This window comes from Pectobacterium nicotianae (assembly GCF_023272715.1).
GTDB classification, from domain to species: Bacteria; Pseudomonadota; Gammaproteobacteria; order Enterobacterales; family Enterobacteriaceae; genus Pectobacterium; species Pectobacterium brasiliense.
In genome coordinates this window covers 764,113-779,914 of record NZ_CP096821.1, presented here as the reverse complement: position 1 = coordinate 779,914, position 15,802 = coordinate 764,113, and the positions used below count along the sequence as shown (strand labels likewise).

16 protein-coding genes are annotated in these 15,802 nt (G+C 53.6%); 12 read left to right on the top strand and 4 right to left on the bottom strand.

The features are described 5' to 3' along the window. Positions 1 to 38: 38 nt before the first annotated feature. Positions 39 to 509, top strand: a complete 471-nt coding sequence (locus MYB54_RS03445; protein ID WP_248721501.1) for a lipocalin-like domain-containing protein — start codon at positions 39 to 41, stop codon at positions 507 to 509. Between the two features lie 26 nt (positions 510 to 535). On the opposite strand, the gene MYB54_RS03440 is transcribed toward MYB54_RS03445, so the two are convergent. From MYB54_RS03440 to dtnK, 3 genes are all read right to left on the bottom strand, one after another. After that, positions 536 to 1,351, bottom strand: coding sequence for a DeoR/GlpR family DNA-binding transcription regulator (locus MYB54_RS03440; protein WP_014916601.1), 816 nt, complete (start codon positions 1,349 to 1,351; stop codon positions 536 to 538). Between the two features lie 157 nt (positions 1,352 to 1,508). After that, positions 1,509 to 2,489 carry a D-threonate 4-phosphate dehydrogenase gene (locus tag MYB54_RS03435; protein WP_248721500.1) on the bottom strand — a complete coding sequence of 327 codons (981 nt, stop codon included), beginning with the start codon at positions 2,487 to 2,489 and terminating at the stop codon, positions 1,509 to 1,511. Next, positions 2,482 to 3,810: a D-threonate kinase gene (dtnK, locus tag MYB54_RS03430; RefSeq protein ID WP_248721499.1), complete on the bottom strand. Its 1,329-nt coding sequence runs from the start codon at positions 3,808 to 3,810 to the stop codon at positions 2,482 to 2,484. The genes MYB54_RS03435 and dtnK overlap by 8 nt, the downstream gene beginning before the upstream one ends. A gap of 235 nt (positions 3,811 to 4,045) precedes the next feature. Between dtnK and MYB54_RS03425 the strand changes: the two genes are divergently transcribed. The 6 genes from MYB54_RS03425 (at position 4,046) to MYB54_RS03400 (ending at position 10,174) form a co-directional block, all read left to right on the top strand. Beyond that, positions 4,046 to 5,182, top strand: coding sequence for an iron-containing alcohol dehydrogenase (locus MYB54_RS03425; protein WP_014916604.1), 1,137 nt, complete (start codon positions 4,046 to 4,048; stop codon positions 5,180 to 5,182). A 66-nt stretch (positions 5,183 to 5,248) separates the two neighbouring features. Beyond that, complete coding sequence (locus tag MYB54_RS03420; protein ID WP_014916605.1) at positions 5,249 to 6,133, top strand: dihydrodipicolinate synthase family protein; 885 nt, start codon at positions 5,249 to 5,251, stop codon at positions 6,131 to 6,133. 38 nt (positions 6,134 to 6,171) lie between these two features. Further along, positions 6,172 to 7,587 (top strand): sodium:solute symporter family protein, encoded by a 1,416-nt coding sequence (locus MYB54_RS03415; protein ID WP_205544816.1) that lies wholly within the window; start codon positions 6,172 to 6,174, stop codon positions 7,585 to 7,587. A 3-nt stretch (positions 7,588 to 7,590) separates the two neighbouring features. Then, a complete protein-coding gene (locus MYB54_RS03410) occupies positions 7,591 to 8,778 on the top strand; it encodes a sialidase family protein (protein ID WP_248721498.1) in 1,188 nt (395 codons plus the stop codon). Between the two features lie 187 nt (positions 8,779 to 8,965). Next, on the top strand, positions 8,966 to 9,433 hold the full coding sequence (locus MYB54_RS03405) for a NanQ anomerase/TabA/YiaL family protein (protein WP_248721497.1): 468 nt from the start codon (positions 8,966 to 8,968) through the stop codon (positions 9,431 to 9,433). A gap of 51 nt (positions 9,434 to 9,484) precedes the next feature. Further along, entirely contained in the window at positions 9,485 to 10,174 is a 690-nt protein-coding gene (locus MYB54_RS03400; RefSeq protein WP_248721496.1) for an SDR family NAD(P)-dependent oxidoreductase, read from the top strand. Between the two features lie 45 nt (positions 10,175 to 10,219). Here the strand turns inward: MYB54_RS03400 and MYB54_RS03395 are convergent, their stop codons facing one another. Then, positions 10,220 to 11,410, bottom strand: a complete 1,191-nt coding sequence (locus MYB54_RS03395; protein WP_248721495.1) for a LacI family DNA-binding transcriptional regulator — start codon at positions 11,408 to 11,410, stop codon at positions 10,220 to 10,222. A 304-nt stretch (positions 11,411 to 11,714) separates the two neighbouring features. On the opposite strand from MYB54_RS03395, the gene MYB54_RS03390 reads away from it, so the two are divergent. The 5 genes from MYB54_RS03390 to MYB54_RS03370 all read left to right on the top strand — a co-directional run bounded on the left by MYB54_RS03390 (position 11,715) and on the right by MYB54_RS03370 (position 15,801). Continuing rightward, positions 11,715 to 12,158, top strand: coding sequence for a PTS sugar transporter subunit IIA (locus MYB54_RS03390; protein WP_010286817.1), 444 nt, complete (start codon positions 11,715 to 11,717; stop codon positions 12,156 to 12,158). A gap of 22 nt (positions 12,159 to 12,180) precedes the next feature. Next, the gene (locus MYB54_RS03385) at positions 12,181 to 12,468 is read left to right on the top strand and encodes a PTS sugar transporter subunit IIB (protein WP_010286822.1); all 288 of its coding nucleotides are present in this window, start codon (positions 12,181 to 12,183) and stop codon (positions 12,466 to 12,468) included. A gap of 14 nt (positions 12,469 to 12,482) precedes the next feature. Further along, positions 12,483 to 13,742 carry a PTS ascorbate transporter subunit IIC gene (ulaA, locus tag MYB54_RS03380; RefSeq protein WP_010286825.1) on the top strand — a complete coding sequence of 420 codons (1,260 nt, stop codon included), beginning with the start codon at positions 12,483 to 12,485 and terminating at the stop codon, positions 13,740 to 13,742. Positions 13,743 to 13,796: 54 nt separating this feature from the next. Then, positions 13,797 to 14,462, top strand: a complete 666-nt coding sequence (fsa, locus tag MYB54_RS03375) for a fructose-6-phosphate aldolase (RefSeq protein ID WP_039317201.1) — start codon at positions 13,797 to 13,799, stop codon at positions 14,460 to 14,462. 580 nt (positions 14,463 to 15,042) lie between these two features. Beyond that, positions 15,043 to 15,801 carry a transporter substrate-binding domain-containing protein gene (locus MYB54_RS03370; protein WP_248721494.1) on the top strand — a complete coding sequence of 253 codons (759 nt, stop codon included), beginning with the start codon at positions 15,043 to 15,045 and terminating at the stop codon, positions 15,799 to 15,801. Position 15,802: the final 1 nt, after the last annotated feature.

Here is a 15,802-nt window from a genome sequence, read left to right as displayed (position 1 = left end):
ACTACACTTAACCAGCACGATCTTTCCGAGGAGGGTCTATGACATCGCAATCTTTCGACAACAACGGGTTACGCCAGAAACTTCGCGGGCTATGGTTTCTGGAATCCTTCATTGATGTACTGGGTGACGGCAGCGTGGTTCATATGATGGGGGAAGGGGCAACCGGCTATATTCAGTACACTGACGATAACTGGATGACGGTGCAAATCATGGGCAGCGACAGAGTGCCCTACGACTCGGGCATCATGACGGGAGGTTCAGAGCAGCAGCTGATGCAGGCCGCCGCCACCTACTTCGCGTATGCGGGCCGTTATGAAACCCATGACGCAGCGCAGACCGTCACGCACTATCTGGACTATTACCTCATTCCGAACTGGATTGGTTCCAGCCAGCTGCGCTACGCACAGTTCAGTGAAAACGACACACGTCTCTGTTTAACAACGGATCCGATGACATTCAACGGCGTGGTGCATAAACCCGAACTCAACTGGCGGAAGCAGTCGGCCTGACACAACGCGTCAGGCACAAACCCGGTTTACACCAGCGTCAGATTGAACGCTTTGCCTTTCAGCTCCGTTTGCGCCTCGGGTGCTAACGCGCTGTCGGTGATGATATCGGTCAGCTCTGACAGAGGCGTGACGCAGAACAGTGAGTACGCGCCGTATTTGCTGCTGTCGGCCAACAGTATCCGGCGGCTGGCATTCGCGCCAAGATCTTGTTTTACGCCGGCTTTCTCTTCCGTCGGCGTGGTGACGCCTTTATCCAGACTCCACGAGTTGCAGCTGATAAACGCAATATCGGGGTAAATGCTGCGTAACAGGCGGCGGCCGTGTTCGCCGATGCAGGACTGGCTGCTGTCATCAATACGCCCACCGATAATCGTCACTTCGATCTGCTTGAACTCAGACAGGAACAGCGCAATTTGCAGATCGGCGGTAATCACACGCAGCGGCAGATGCGTCAGGTGGCGCGCCAGCTCCAGCATGGTCGTTCCCGCATCCAACACCACCGCGCTGCCCGGTTTAACCAGCGTTGCGGCATAGCGGGCTATCGCCTGCTTCTCTTGAAGGCTGCGATGTAATTTCTCATTCGTGGTCGGCTGGGAAGGAATAAAGCGATTGAGCGTCACGCCGCCATGACTGCGGCTAATCACGCCCTGCTCATCCAGTTTGATCAAATCACGGCGGATCGTCGCTGGGGAAGCGTCGATCACGGACACCAGTTCATCTACCGTCACCAGATTATGGCTTTTCAGGTAATCCATAATCTGATCAAGACGGCTCTGCCCTTTTACTTTATCCCCGCTCATGCGGAAAGCATCAGTTAATGTAGGATCCACGGCGATATCCATCTTGCTGTTATCGAGTTATTTTACGTTGTTGGTTCTTGATTGCAGGATACCAGAAACCTTCCCGAACGCGGGAAGGAAGATATCCTGCAATGCGTGCTGTATCGCGTTTTATTCGCTTACAAAAACCGAGCTATCAACCGTGATAGGTTACCGCCAATCAGGCCAGCTGCATGGCGAGCTGGATAGAGATCGCCATACTTTCGGACTTCGCTTTCCCTGTCCAGGCAATATCAAACGCCGTGCCGTGGTCAGCAGACGTACGGATGAACGGCAATCCGGCGGTGATGTTCACCCCATCATAGAAGCCCAGCAGCTTAAGCGGAATGTGCCCCTGATCGTGATACATCGCCACCACCATGTCGTACTGGCCTTCATACGCCTGTAGATAGACGGTATCCGGCGGGCATGGGCCATACACATCAATACCTTTGGCCTTCATGGCTTCCACCGATGGCGACACAATTTTGATCTCTTCGTCACCAAACAGGCCATTCTCGCCCGCATGCGGGTTAACCCCGGCAACGGCGATACGCGGGTGGGTAAAACCAACGCGCTTAAGGAAAACATCCGCCATGTCGATCACTGTTTCCACGCGATCGCGGTTCAGCGTATCCAGGAATTTACGCAGCGCAATGTGCGTTGAAACATGGATAACCTTCAACTTATCGGTATACAGCACCATCGCATAGTCGCGGCTGTTGGTCAGCTTCGCCAGCAGTTCGGTGTGACCCGGATAGAGGTGGCCCGCCGAGTGCAGCGCTTCTTTATTCAGCGGCGCGGTGGCAATCGCATGGACTTCACCCGCCATCGCCAGTTCGGTCGCTTTCTTGATGCAGCGGTAAGCCAAATCGCCCGCCTGCGCCTGAACAACGCCAGGCTTCAGTGCCTGAGGATCTTCCAGCGGCTCATCAATCATGTTGATTACGCCCGGCGCGAAGACCGCGTCAGCCGGTTTATCAATGATTTTCAGCTCTACGGCTGGCACGATATTCAGCGCCAGAATACGTCGCATCGTCTGTACACAGCCCACCACCACAGCAGATGCGCTGGAAAGCTCGCCTTCGGCCAGCGACTTGATAATAATTTCCGGTCCAATCCCTGCCGGATCACCCATCGTTACCGCAATAATTTTACTCACTGACCTTCTCCTCAATAAAACGTAAAACGTCGAGCAAAGTAGTTTCGTTGCCAAAACCCCCCGCTTTAGTCATCACAGGGGTCGTGCCGACAACGCTGTTCAGCAGGTATCCCCAGGGCACACAGGATGCGATTTGCCCCTTAATCTGAAAGCCGGTCGCGCCCAGTGCGGTTGCTACGGCAATCGCAATGTCACCACCGGATAAATACAGTCCGCCCGGCAGACGCTGGTTAGCGCTGCCCGCCGTCAGGCTGTCTAGCGCCTGAACAATATTGCGCGTAAGTTCCCCCAGATAGTGGCTGATCGTTTCGCCAAGCTGCTGTCGGCTAAGCCCAAGCTGCTGGCACCGCGCGTCGATCTCGAAGCGCTGATTTTCGTTATGACAGGTACGAATAATGCAGTGATTACCGCTCATCAGCGCCTTCACCGCGTCCTCACACTGGGATGCCATGACGGTGGATGACTCGGCTGAAAAGAGTGCGTTGATATCAATATCAACCAGCGTGACATCGCTGCGCAGCCTGACGGCCGCAATCTGTTTTTGAGCGATGTCGCTCATCGACCCGACGACAGCCAGCAGCGGCTTTTCAGTTTTACGCGTAAAATTCTGCGTATTCGCCAGCGCTTCGCTCAGGCCCGCCGAGCCGACCAGCAAGGGGCGAAACGGCAACGTTCTGGTGGCATCAACGATATGTGTCAGATCGTCCTGCACATCGGTATCAAGAATAATCAGACGCACGCCCTCGTCCGCCAACTGCTGCAAACGGTGGGCTAAATTAGCCTGACGGACGTCATCAAGGTGTATCTCCGCCACAGGCAACGCGGTTTGTTCTGCCAGACGGGCAGCGATAGAAGCGGAGGTCACTGGCGTTTTGGGATCGCTGGCAAATTCCGTGTCGGTAAGCAGACGACCATTCACCCAGACTTCACCTTTGCGGGTCACACGCCCCAGCGTCGGTGATGCCGCGGCAATCAGCGCGACGGGCACGTCTGCCACAGACAGCGCGGCTGCCACTTCCGCGCCCAGATTCCCGCGCAGCGTCGAATCAATCTTCTTGATAATCCAGCCTTGTCCGCCAGCGGCCTGCCAGGCTGCAACCGCTTCTGCGGTACGTTGAGACGCCACGTCGTCACGCGCCGCACGGCTATCGGTGTTGATCACCACCGCATCGCCCAGTAAATCCGCGTGCAGTTTATTAACGTCAAAGACGACGCTAACCCGCGCACCATGCTGCGCCAGACCGACGCCCGCATCATTGGCACCCGTAAAGTCATCAGCGACCACTAATACCTGTTCTGCTGATTGCTGCACGTTTGGCATACCTCATCCCCGCTTCATGATTACCTGATAATGATTATATTGAATCACGTTTGATTATATGTGAGCAATATCAAATTATTTAAAAGGAATTTCACCTATAAATTATCACCACGATGTGGCAAATGGCGTTTAGCAGTGACTAAAACCATTCCATTTGACTGAAAGTAATCACTATCGCAACCATTATCATCGCGATAACGCTCTGGCGAAGAAGAGAAAAGGCAAGGTAATAAGCATGAATATCAATAGCACTATCCTCAGCGGTTACCGGGTACTTCAGGACATTAGTCACCTGTTGGCAGGGAAACAGCACGTTTTATTTGTCACCGACAAAAACATCGTCGGGCTGCCTGACGTTCAGGCGCTGATCGCACAAGTTAAGCACGCCGTTCCGCAGGTTCTGTTGGTTGATCATGTTCCTGCCGAACCAAGCCAGCACGACGTGGCACAGATACTGAGCCAGCTCAATCAAATCCAGACCGATCTGGTCATCGGCGTGGGCGGCGGTAGCGTACTGGACGTCGCCAAACTGCTTTCCGTACTGTGCGCGGGCGATGAAACCGTCACGCTGGATAGCCTGCTGGCGGGAGAGAAACCGACGCGCCGCACGACATCCCTGCTTATCCCGACCACCGCAGGAACCGGCTCAGAAGCCACGCCGAATGCCATTCTGGCGATCCCGGAAAAAGAGACCAAAGTCGGCATTATTACGCCAGTGATGCTGCCGGACTACGTTGCGCTGGTGCCGGAGCTGACCATCAGCATGCCGTCACATATCGCCGCTTCAACCGGTATCGATGCGCTCTGCCACCTGATTGAGTGTTTCACCTCAACGATTGCCAACCCGGTCAGCGACAACTACGCGCTGATTGGCCTGAAAAAGCTGTTTGCCAACCTCGAAACCTCCGTGCGCGAGCCGAGCAATATGGAAGCCAAGCTGAACATGCTGTGGGCGTCTTATTACGGCGGTGCCGCCATTGCCCACTCCGGTACGCATCTGGTCCACGCCATGTCTTACCCGCTGGGCGGCAAGTACCACATCCCACACGGCGTAGCGAACGCCATCCTGCTCGCCCCTTGCATGCGTTTCGTGCAGGACGCCGCACAGGAGAAATTCGCGCAGGCGTATGACCTGCTGCCGGATGCCGATCTGACGCTCAGTACCGCGGAAAAAGCGCAGGCGCTGGTGACCTACTTCAGCGAGTTGGTTAAACGCCTCAACCTACCTAACACCTTACAGCAGCTCGGCGTGGAAAAAGACCACCTGCCGTATCTGGTTGATGCCGCGTTACAGGTTCAGCGCCTGATGAAAAACGTGCCAACACAGGTCAGCGCCGACGACGTCCGCGAGGTTTATCTGACCCTCTTTTAAAGCGCGGATTTAGGCAAAACGGTTTTAAGTTTTCATCTTTTTGATTACGTGTCACGAGGAAGAACAATGAGTAAAAATATTACCGGCGTCCTGACCGCCATCGTCACGCCGTTTGATAACCAGGGCGAATTTAACCCCGCTGCTATGCGTCTTCAGGTTCAGCGCCAGATGCGCTACGGCAACGGTATTTTTTGTAACGGCACCAACGGTGAGTTTTTCGTACTGCACACCGATGAAAAAGTCGCCGTTACTGAAACCTGCGTTGATGAAGTCGCCGGAAAAGTGCCGGTTGTCGGCCACATCGGTGAAATCTCCACGCGGGAAACCATCAAGCTCGGCAAGCGCATCGCCGCGCTGGGTGTTGATGCCGTTTCGGTCATCACCCCGTATTTCATCCCACTCAAACAGGAAGAACTGATCGCCCACTACACCGCCGTCGCCGATGCGCTGACTGTGCCGGTGTTTCTCTACAACATTCCTGCACGCACGGGGAATACGCTGGCGCCGGAAACCGTCCGCACGCTGGCGGATCACCCGAACATCATCGGCATTAAAGACAGCGCAGGCAGCTATGAAAGCCTGAGCGGTTATGTGCAAGCGGTGAAAGGTGTACAGGGCTTTAACGTATTGAATGGCCCAGACTCGCTCATTCACCAGGGCTTTGTTGACGGCTGCTCCGCCTGTATTTCCGGGCTGGCTAACGTGGCACCGGAACCGATCAGCCAGATTTGGCATCGTTTCCATGCCGGTGACATCGAAGGCTCCCGTCAGGCACAAGAACAGGTTGCCGAGTTGCGTAAGACACTGTACGCCATTGCGTTCTCACCGGCTGTGGTGAAAAAAGCGCTGGCGATCATGGGTGAAGATGTCGGCGTCAGCCGCTATCCAATCCAGTTTTCCGCACAGGATGAAGACAACATCCGCAACATACTTAGTCAATTCTCGCAGTAACAGAGAAATATCAATTTCCACTTATAGGCCGAGAAGATATGAACCATTTTAACCTTACTGACACCCTCATAATCGTTGGGATGATTGTGTTTTATATCGCATTCACCTCATGGTTAACCTACAAGCTCCGCAGTAAATCGAACACCGAGTTCATGGAAGGATCACGCGCGCTACCGGCGTTTATCGTCGGTATCCTGCTGATGACCGAGTTCATCGGTGCCAAATCCACCATCGGTACGGCGCAGTCTGCCTTTGAAAACGGCTTTGCCGCATCCTGGTCGGTGATTGGCGCCGCCATCGGCTTCCCGCTGTTTGGTATAGTTCTGGTGAAGAAGATTTATAACACCGGGAAAATTACCATCTCCGGCGCGATTGCCGAGAAATACGGTACCAGCACCAAGAACATCATTTCGATCATCATGATCTATGCGCTGTTGCTGGTTAACGTGGGCAACTACGTCAGCGGCGCGGCAGCCATCGCCACAGTGTTGAAGGTCTCTCTGCCTGTCGCCGCGCTGATCACCGCTGTCGTCAGTACTTTCTACTACTACTTCGGTGGCCTGAAAGGGACAGCCTACATCACGCTGATCCACAGCGCCGTGAAGTACGCTGGCGTCATGATCATTCTGTTCGTGGCGTTGAAAATGACCGGCGGCTTCAAGCCAATGATCGAACAAATGCCGGATTACTACTGGACGTGGGATGGTAAACTCGGTGCCGGCACCATCTTCGCCTGGCTGATCGGGACTATCGGTTCTATCTTCTGTACGCAGTTCGTCATTCAGGCCATTTCGTCAACGAAAGATGCCACCAGCGCCAAACGTGCGACCTGGGTTGCCTTCTTCTTCTGTATGCCTATTGCACTGGCTATCGCGGTCATCGGTGTCGCAGCGAAGTTTGCCCACCCTGAAATCAACAGCCTGTACGCGATGCCAGTCTTCCTGCAAGACATGAACCCGTGGCTCGCCGGTCTGGTCACCACATCACTGGTCGCGTCTATCTTCATCAGCGTGAGTATGGTGGCACTGGCTATCGTTTCTCTGCTGATTAAGGACTTCTACGTTCCTTACTGGAAACCGACGCCAGAAAAAGAAATGAAAATGACCCGAATCCTGTCGCTTGTCGTCGGTTTCGCGCCTCTCCTCTTCGTTCTGTTCGTTCCTGAAATTCTGAAGCTGTCGTTCTTTACGCGTGCCATTCGTCTGTCGATTTCCGTGGTTGCGGTGATTGCGTTCTACCTGCCGTTTTTCAACAGCGCACGCGGTGCAAACGCCAGCCTGATATCAGCCTGCGTCGTCACCTCTGTTTGGTATATTCTCGGCAACCCGTACGGCATCGATAACATGTATGTCGCGTTGGTTACCCCTGCTATCGTCATGCTGATCGACCGCATGATTCCGAACAAAGCGGCCAAAATCAAAATTTCTCAAACTGAAAATAAATCAGGAGCCTGAGTCATGAGTAGCGAAATCATTACCGTGGAACGTAGCGGAAAAGTTCATCACGCAGAAGGCGATGCCGCGCGTCTGGATGCCTACATTCCATCGGAATGCCCGCAGAATCATGCGGCCAACCTGCTCCATCTGCCGAACGGCGATGTGTTGTGCGTCTGGTTCGGCGGCACACAGGAAGGGATTGCGGATATCTCTATCTACATGTCCCGTCTGGTAAAAGGTAACGATAGCTGGAGTCAAGCCGTTAAGCTGTCTGAAGATGCCACGCGCTCCGAGCAGAACCCGGTTCTGTTCCTCGCACCGGACAACGTGCTGTGGCTGCTGTACACCGCGCAGAAATCCGGTAATCAGGACACCGCGATTGTGCGCTACCGTCAGTCTACAGATTTCGGTGCGACCTGGGGCGAGATCGGCACACTGCTCGATCAGCCGGGTACCTTCATTCGCCAGCCCATCACCGTGTTGGCAAACGGCGACTGGCTGCTGCCAGTGTTCTACTGCCGCGTTCAGCCGGGCGAGAAATGGGTCGGCAACGATGATGACAGCGCCGTAAAAATTTCCAGCGATCGGGGGAAAACCTGGCAGGAATACCCAGTGCCAAACAGCACGGGCTGCGTGCATATGAACATCACCCCGCTGAAGGACGGCACGCTGCTGGCGCTGTACCGCAGCCGCTGGGCGGATTTCATCTACCAAAGCCGTTCAACGGATGGCGGTAAAACCTGGTCAGATCCCGTGCCGACCGAGTTGCCGAACAACAACTCGTCCATTCAGGTGACGACGCTGGAGAATGGCCATCTGGCGCTGGTGTTCAACCATATGAGCGCCGCCGATGCCACCGAACGCCGTCTGTCGCTGTACGATGAAATCGAGGACGAAGAAGACAAAGCCAGCAATGCCAAAATGCCGGAAGTGCAAGCCGGTGGTCGTAGCGCCTTCTGGGGTGCTCCACGCGCCCCGATGACGCTCGCCATTTCGGAAGACGGCGGTAAAAGCTGGCCGTGGCAGCGCAATATCGAAGTGGGCGACGGTTATTGCATGACCAATAACTCCACGGAGAAGCTGAACCGCGAGTTCTCTTACCCCAGCGTTAAACAAGCGCAGGACGGTAAGCTGCACGTGGCATTCACCTACTTCCGTCAGGCGATCAAGCACGTCGTGGTGAGTGAGGAGTGGGTCAAAGCGAACTAAACCACGCTGCTTTTTCTCTTTGTCAGCGGGGGGAGCTCCCCCGCTATACCCTAAATAATTCGAGTTTCAGGAAGGCGGCAAGTGAGGGAATCCCGATGAGCTTACTCAAGTAAGTGATTCGGGTGACCGAATGAAGCCAACGCACATGCAACTTGAAGTATGACGGGTATATACCCGGGACACTATAATGATTGCAGGAAACCTCAACGCCCTCAAACTCGCCACGCTGCCCGATGCACTGTGGACCATTCTGTCCGCTCCGGGCATATCGTTGGCTGAACTGAATGCGCTACCCGAAGGCCGTTATCAGCCGGAAGGAGCCGACTGGTTCTACAACATCGGCACCGTGAACACCGCACCGCGCGCCACGCGACATACTGAATTTCACAGCAACTACCTCGATATTCAACTGATTCTGGAAGGCGAGGAAATTATCGGTTACGGTCTGAATGATGTGCACGGCCAACCCGCGACCGAACGTAAGCCGGATCTCTACATTCTGGATAATCCTCAGGTGCCGCATCAGATCCACCTGCGGGCAGGCGACTTCGTCACCTTCTATCCGGGTGAAGCCCATCAGGCGCTGTGTGCGATTAACGACAGCCCTGCTCCGGTCAAAAAAGCCGTGTTTAAAATCCCCGTCACATTGTTGTAATTAAGAATGGTTGCATCAAAGCCGTTAAGTTTGATTAAGGAGACACATGTCATGTCAGCGACAGCCCCCAAACACGCCCTGATTACCGGTAGCAGCTCAGGGATCGGTGCCGCCATCACACAAAAATTACTGGCGGAAGGCTGGCGGGTAACCGGCCTGTCACGTAAGCCGGGTGACTATTCACATCCAAACTTTACCCACCGCGCGGTGGATATCATGGATATGCCCGCGCTGACGGCCATTCTGGACGAAATTACGCAGGTTGATGCCGTCATCCATGCCGCGGGCATCATGAAAGCCGCCCCGCTCGGTCAGCTTTCGCTGGAAGACGGTGAAACGCTGTGGCGATTGCATATCAACGCGGCGCAGGTGCTCGCCGACCGTCTGGTCGATAAGCTGCCGCAAGGCGGCCGCATCGTGCTGCTGGGCAGCCGCACGTCGAGCGGTTCAGCAGGGCGTAGCCAGTACGTCACCACCAAATCCGCGATGATCGGCATGGCAAGAAGCTGGGCGGCGGAACTGGCTCCGCGCGGCATTACGGTAAACATCGTCGCGCCGGGCGCAACAGAAACCCCGATGCTGACGATGCCGGGCCGCCAGAGTTCTCCGCCGAAGCTGCCGCCGATTGGGCGCTTCATCCAGCCGCAGGAAGTGGCCGATCTGGTGGGCTATCTGCTCTCCCCATCTGCCGCAGCCATTACCGGGCAGCAGTTGGTGATGTGCGGTGGCGCCTCGCTGTAATTCATCACGCTGTCCTTGCTAAGCCGGCCGCGCAGGCCGGTTTAGCTAGCTGCTGGCACGCGGCTCAAAGATAAACTTCACTTTTTCGACTACCGGTGGATGTTCGTCGTTGTCCATCATGGCGAGAACCAGACGCCCGACCTCCGCGCCCAGCTTTTCATAATCAAGCCGCATCGCGGTCAGCGCTGGGAACGTGTGCTCACATTGTTCAGAGCCATCCAGGCAGGTAATCGCCAGATCGTAAGGGACTTTCATCAGGCGGCGCTGGCATTCAAAGAGCGCACCTAGCGCAATTTCTTCATGGCTGCAGATAATAGCATCCAGCTCCGGCTGGTTTTGCAGCAATTCAGTCATCGCATAGCGGCCAAACTGTAGGCTAGGCGCTTCCGGGATCGTAATTTTCAGATCCGCATTGTGATAGTGCGCCAGCATGGCTTTATTCCAGCCGTTCAGCTGCTGTTTTTGCAAACGGTTATCCGTATGCGCGCCGATATAAGCCACGTGGCGATACCCCTTTTCCAGCAGCGACATCGTCAGCTGTTCCGCCGCTTCGGCCAGGGCGATATCAATATTGATATTCGCACTCAGCGCGGCTGCTCCGGAAACGTTCACCGTAATAACATTGCTGGTCTGAATAATGTCTCGGGTTCGCTGTGAGAGTTGTGCGCTGAATAACACCAGCGCCGCTGGCCGCTGCTGCAGGAGTTTTTCGACCATTCCCGCTTCGGTATGCTGGCGATATTCATGGCAGCCCATGATTAACGGAACGTTATGTTTGCCCACCGCCTGTTGCAGCGCCTGCACAAAACGCACGCTGGCGCGATCTTGCTGAAAAGGATAAAGCACCGCGATAGCAGGCTGATAGGCTGATGCCAGCGCGCCTGCCGCCTGATTCGGTACATAGCCCAGCGTTTTTATCGCGTCATTGATTTTCTTCTGTGTCGCATCAGAAACCAGACCGGGTTCCCGCAACGCGCGGGACACCGTCATCGCGCCGACACCGGCATGGCTCGCAATGTCCTGTAGCGTCACGCGACTCGTACTCTCGGTGAGCTGGCTGGCCTCTTGGTTGGGTTCATAGCCTAATGCTCTGGCGGCCAGTTCCACTTTGCTGCGTAACTTTTCAGAGACCAGATCGGGTTTGCGCATCACGCGCGATACCGTCATCGTCCCTACGCCCGCGTAGTCGGCGACATCCTGTAGCGTAACCTTACCGGTACTACGACGCTTACGCATGCTCACTTCCTCTCCATTCGTCATGTTTCTCATCGCACGGTCGCGATAACAGCCTGTTACGTCATTGCCTTCAGGCTAGCGTAAAGGGCGAACGCCCCGATTTCCCGACGCATTCACGCCGAACCATCGCCGTTCCTAGTGTGCCTGTGACAACACGGGGGAACAAATAATGGCCCCGCTTGTGCTAAGCAGGTCACAGTTAATGATAGCCATATCAGTTAGCGCTATCTTTTTAGATGTTAATCACATTATTTTCGAGGGCGGCACACTATCCTGCGTTCAGAATGATACAGAGGTGACTCTAATGCTTAACACTTTACTAACACCAGACGTTGTTCAGATTTTACCTGCCTGTGATGACTGGCGTCACGCTATCGCCTTGTCCTGTAAGCCTTTACTGGATAACGGTTCGATTGAACCCACCTATGTTGAAGCGATCTACCGCTCTCATGAGGCTATCGGTCCTTACTATGTCGTCGGCCCGGGGATTGCCATGCCGCATGCACGCCCGGAAGACGGCGTGAACCAACTTGCCGTCAGCCTGACGCTGATTCGCGACGGCGTGGTCTTCCATTCCGAAGGCAACGATCCCGTACATTTACTGATCGTTCTGGCCGCCACGGACAGCAATAGCCATATCGATATTATTTCACAGCTCGCTCAGTTGTTCGACACACCTGATGACGTCGCCGCGTTAATTAACGCGACGGAAGTAGAACAGGTGCTTTCCGTTATTTCTCGTTATTAATTGCCACCAGAGGACACAGATTATGAAAATTACAGTCGTATGCGGTAACGGCCTGGGTACCAGCCTGATGATGGAAATGAGCATTAAAAACATCGTTAAAGAACTCGGCGTGGTTGCTGACGTGGACCACGTGGATTTAGGCTCAGCGAAAGGTACGGACAGCGACATCTTTGTCGGTACAAAGGATATTGCCGATCAGCTCGTCGCGCAGGCAGTGGGGGGGAAAATTGTGTCCCTGAACAACATGATCGATAAAGTGGCGATGAAAGAGCGCCTGTCGGTCGCCCTGACAGAACTTGGCGCGTTATAAGCGAGGGATCAAAAATGGAATTCTTCCGTTTTTTAATGAGTGATGTGCTATCTGAGCCGTCCATATTGGTCGGTTTGATTGCGCTTATCGGCCTGATTGCACAGAAAAAACCGGCTACGGAATGCATCAAGGGGACGGTGAAAACCGTAATGGGCTTCCTGATCCTCGGGGCGGGCGCGAGCCTGATCGTGTCCTCGCTGGGGGATTTCGCCCAGATTTTCCACCATGCGTTCGGTATCGCCGGTGTGGTACCGAACAATGAAGCTATTGTCGCGGTAGCACAGAAGAACTTCGGCACCGAGATGGCCATGATCATGTTCTTCGCGATGGTCATTAATATCGCGATCGCCCGCTTTACGCCGTGGAAATACATTTTCCTGACCGGCCACCACACGCTGTTTATGTCGATGATGGTTGCGGTGATTCTGGCAACAGCAGGCATGAAAGGGGTGATGCTAATTACCGTTGGGTCGCTGGTCGTTGGGGTATCAATGGTGCTGTTCCCTGCCATTATTCACCCGTATATGAAGAAAGTCACAGGCTCGGATGACGTCGCCTTTGGTCACTTCTCTGCGATATCACAGCTGTTGTCAGCGTTTATCGGCAGCAAGTTTGGTAATAAAGAGAAATCAACAGAGGACATGGAAGTACCGAAGAGCCTGCTGTTCCTGCGTGATACGCCGGTTGCCATCGCCTTTACCATGTTTTTCATCTTCATTTTCACCTGTCTGTTTGCTGGCCCGGAAGCAGTGAAAACGATGAACGCCGGTGGGAAAAACTGGTTCATGTTTTCGCTGATCCAATCCATTACCTTTGCCGCTGGCGTGTATATCGTGCTGCAAGGCGTGCGGATGGTGATTGCGGAAATCGTGCCTGCGTTTAAAGGTATTTCTGACAAACTGGTTCCCAACGCTAAACCAGCATTAGATTGCCCCGTTGTCTTCCCGTATGCCCCGAATGCCGTTCTGGTCGGCTTCCTGAGCAGCTTTGCGGCTGGGGTGATCGGTATGGTTCTGCTCTACCTGATGGGATTAACGGTGATCATTCCTGGTGTAGTGCCGCACTTCTTCGTCGGCGCAGCGGCTGGCGTTTTCGGTAATGCCACCGGCGGACGTCGCGGTGCGATTCTAGGTTCTTTTGCCAACGGACTGCTGATTACCTTCCTGCCTGTTTTCCTGCTGCCGGTGTTGGGCAGTATCGGACTGGCAAACACCACGTTCAGCGATTCCGATTTCGGCGCGGTGGGGATTCTGTTGGGCATTATCGTGCGCTAAGCCCGCATTGATGAATGTCATCCAACAGATCGGTTTTAGTTAACGGGGGAAATGATGGAATTCTATTTAGATACGGCGGATGTCGCCGCAGTAGAACGACTCGCTGGCGTGTTGCCGATTAAAGGCGTGACCACCAATCCGAGCATTGTTGCACGCGGAAAATCCGATATTTACAGCGTGCTGCGGGATATGCAGGCCATTATCGGCACGGAAGGACAGCTGTTTGCTCAGGTGATGTCGCGCGATCCTGATGTGATGGTGGAAGAGGCATTGAAGCTCAGAGAGGTGATTCCTTCTCTGGTCGTCAAAGTGCCGGTGACGCATGCGGGTTTGAGCGCTATCAGGCAATTGACGGCGCTGGATATTCCCACCCTCGGCACCGCCGTGTACGGTGCGGGACAAGGGTTTTATGCCGCGTTGGCTGGCGCTCGCTATATCGCGCCTTACGTCAACCGCATCGATGCGCAGGGTGGCGATGGGATTGCACTCGTGAAAGAGCTGCAAACCCTGATTAACCTGCACAGCCCGCAAACTCAGGTGCTAGCAGCCAGCTTTCGCACGCCACGTCAGGTACTGGATTGCCTGCTGGCGGGGTGTCGGGCGATTACCGTCGACCCTGCCGTTGCTGAACTGTTCCTGCAAGATCCTGCGGTTGACGATGCACTTAACCGGTTCGATCATGACTGGCAGGCACGCTTTGGTCATGCCGATCTTGGCTGATTGATGGAAAACACCACTCGCTCGCCGGGTGGTGTTTTCCACTGTTTACAAACCCACCTACTCCCCCCTTCTCGCGAATTCAAAGGCGAGCGCCGAGCCACCCATTTCCCTCTCATGCGAACACGCGATATCTCACCGTAGCCGTAGATCGGTTCTCCCATAAGATAATTGATTGGACAAAATTTGCACATTGAGAAAGGGGTGATTATATTTATCACTCAGTAGTTTTTTTAGTGATAATAACAATAAACAATAGTTACAATATAAAACTATTTATCTTGTAAGTTTACATTACGATTTAAATAGCGCATTGCTGAGGCTCTGTATTCTGGCAGAAATACGGCTTCTATTTTAAATGCGGCCTTTACCCTTTGCCGACAGCGATAGTGGCAATACTTTTCTCCTATGGTTGATTCAAAATACGTATGTATCTTCCTACCCTAAATAATTCGAGTTTCAGGAAGGCGGCAAGAGAAGGCATCCCGATGAGCTTACTCAGGTAAGTGATTCGGGTGACTGAGCGCAGCCAACGCACATGCAACTTGAAGTATGACGGGTATATTACATTCAGGAGTCCAGCATGTTACTCAAAACGTTCTTATTCGGCACAATTTTAGGAATAACCTCATTTACGGCTTTCGCCGCCAATCCTGTCGATGGAAAGACACTTAACGTTGCGGTTTCTCCAGCTTCACCACCAATGCTATTTAAATCCGCTGACAGGAAATTAGAAGGGATCGATCTTGAACTCTTCTCTTCTTATTGTAAGGAGAGAAATTGCAAACTGAAAATAACAGAATACTCATGGGATGGCATGCTGGGTGCCGTGGCAAGCGGTCAGGCTGATGTCGCATTTTCAGGGATATCCATCACGGATAAACGTAAGAAAGTCATGGATTTTTCCGCGCCCTATTATGTGAATTCATTTAATCTGGTGAGCTTGAATAACCGCGATATAGACCTGAGCGATCTGAAAAATTTACAAAAATACTCTGTAGGGTTCCCCAGAGGTATGGCTTATGCCGATTTGATAAAAACCGATCTGGAACCCAAAGGATATTACTCGCTCAGCAAAGTTAAACTTTACCCCTCTTATAATGAAACCATTGCCGATTTGAAAAATGGCAATCTCGATCTCGCCTTCATAGAAGACCCGGTTTACTTTAACTACAAGAACAAGCAAAAAGCCTCGATTGAAAGCCGCTATGTTTTCAAAGGCGTTGATCACCTTGGGTTTGCCTTTAAGAAAGGTTCACCGGTGCGCGATGACTTTAATACCTGGCTGAGTGAACAGGGTGAAGAAAAAATATCGAGCATCGTAGATAAGTGGATGAAATAAA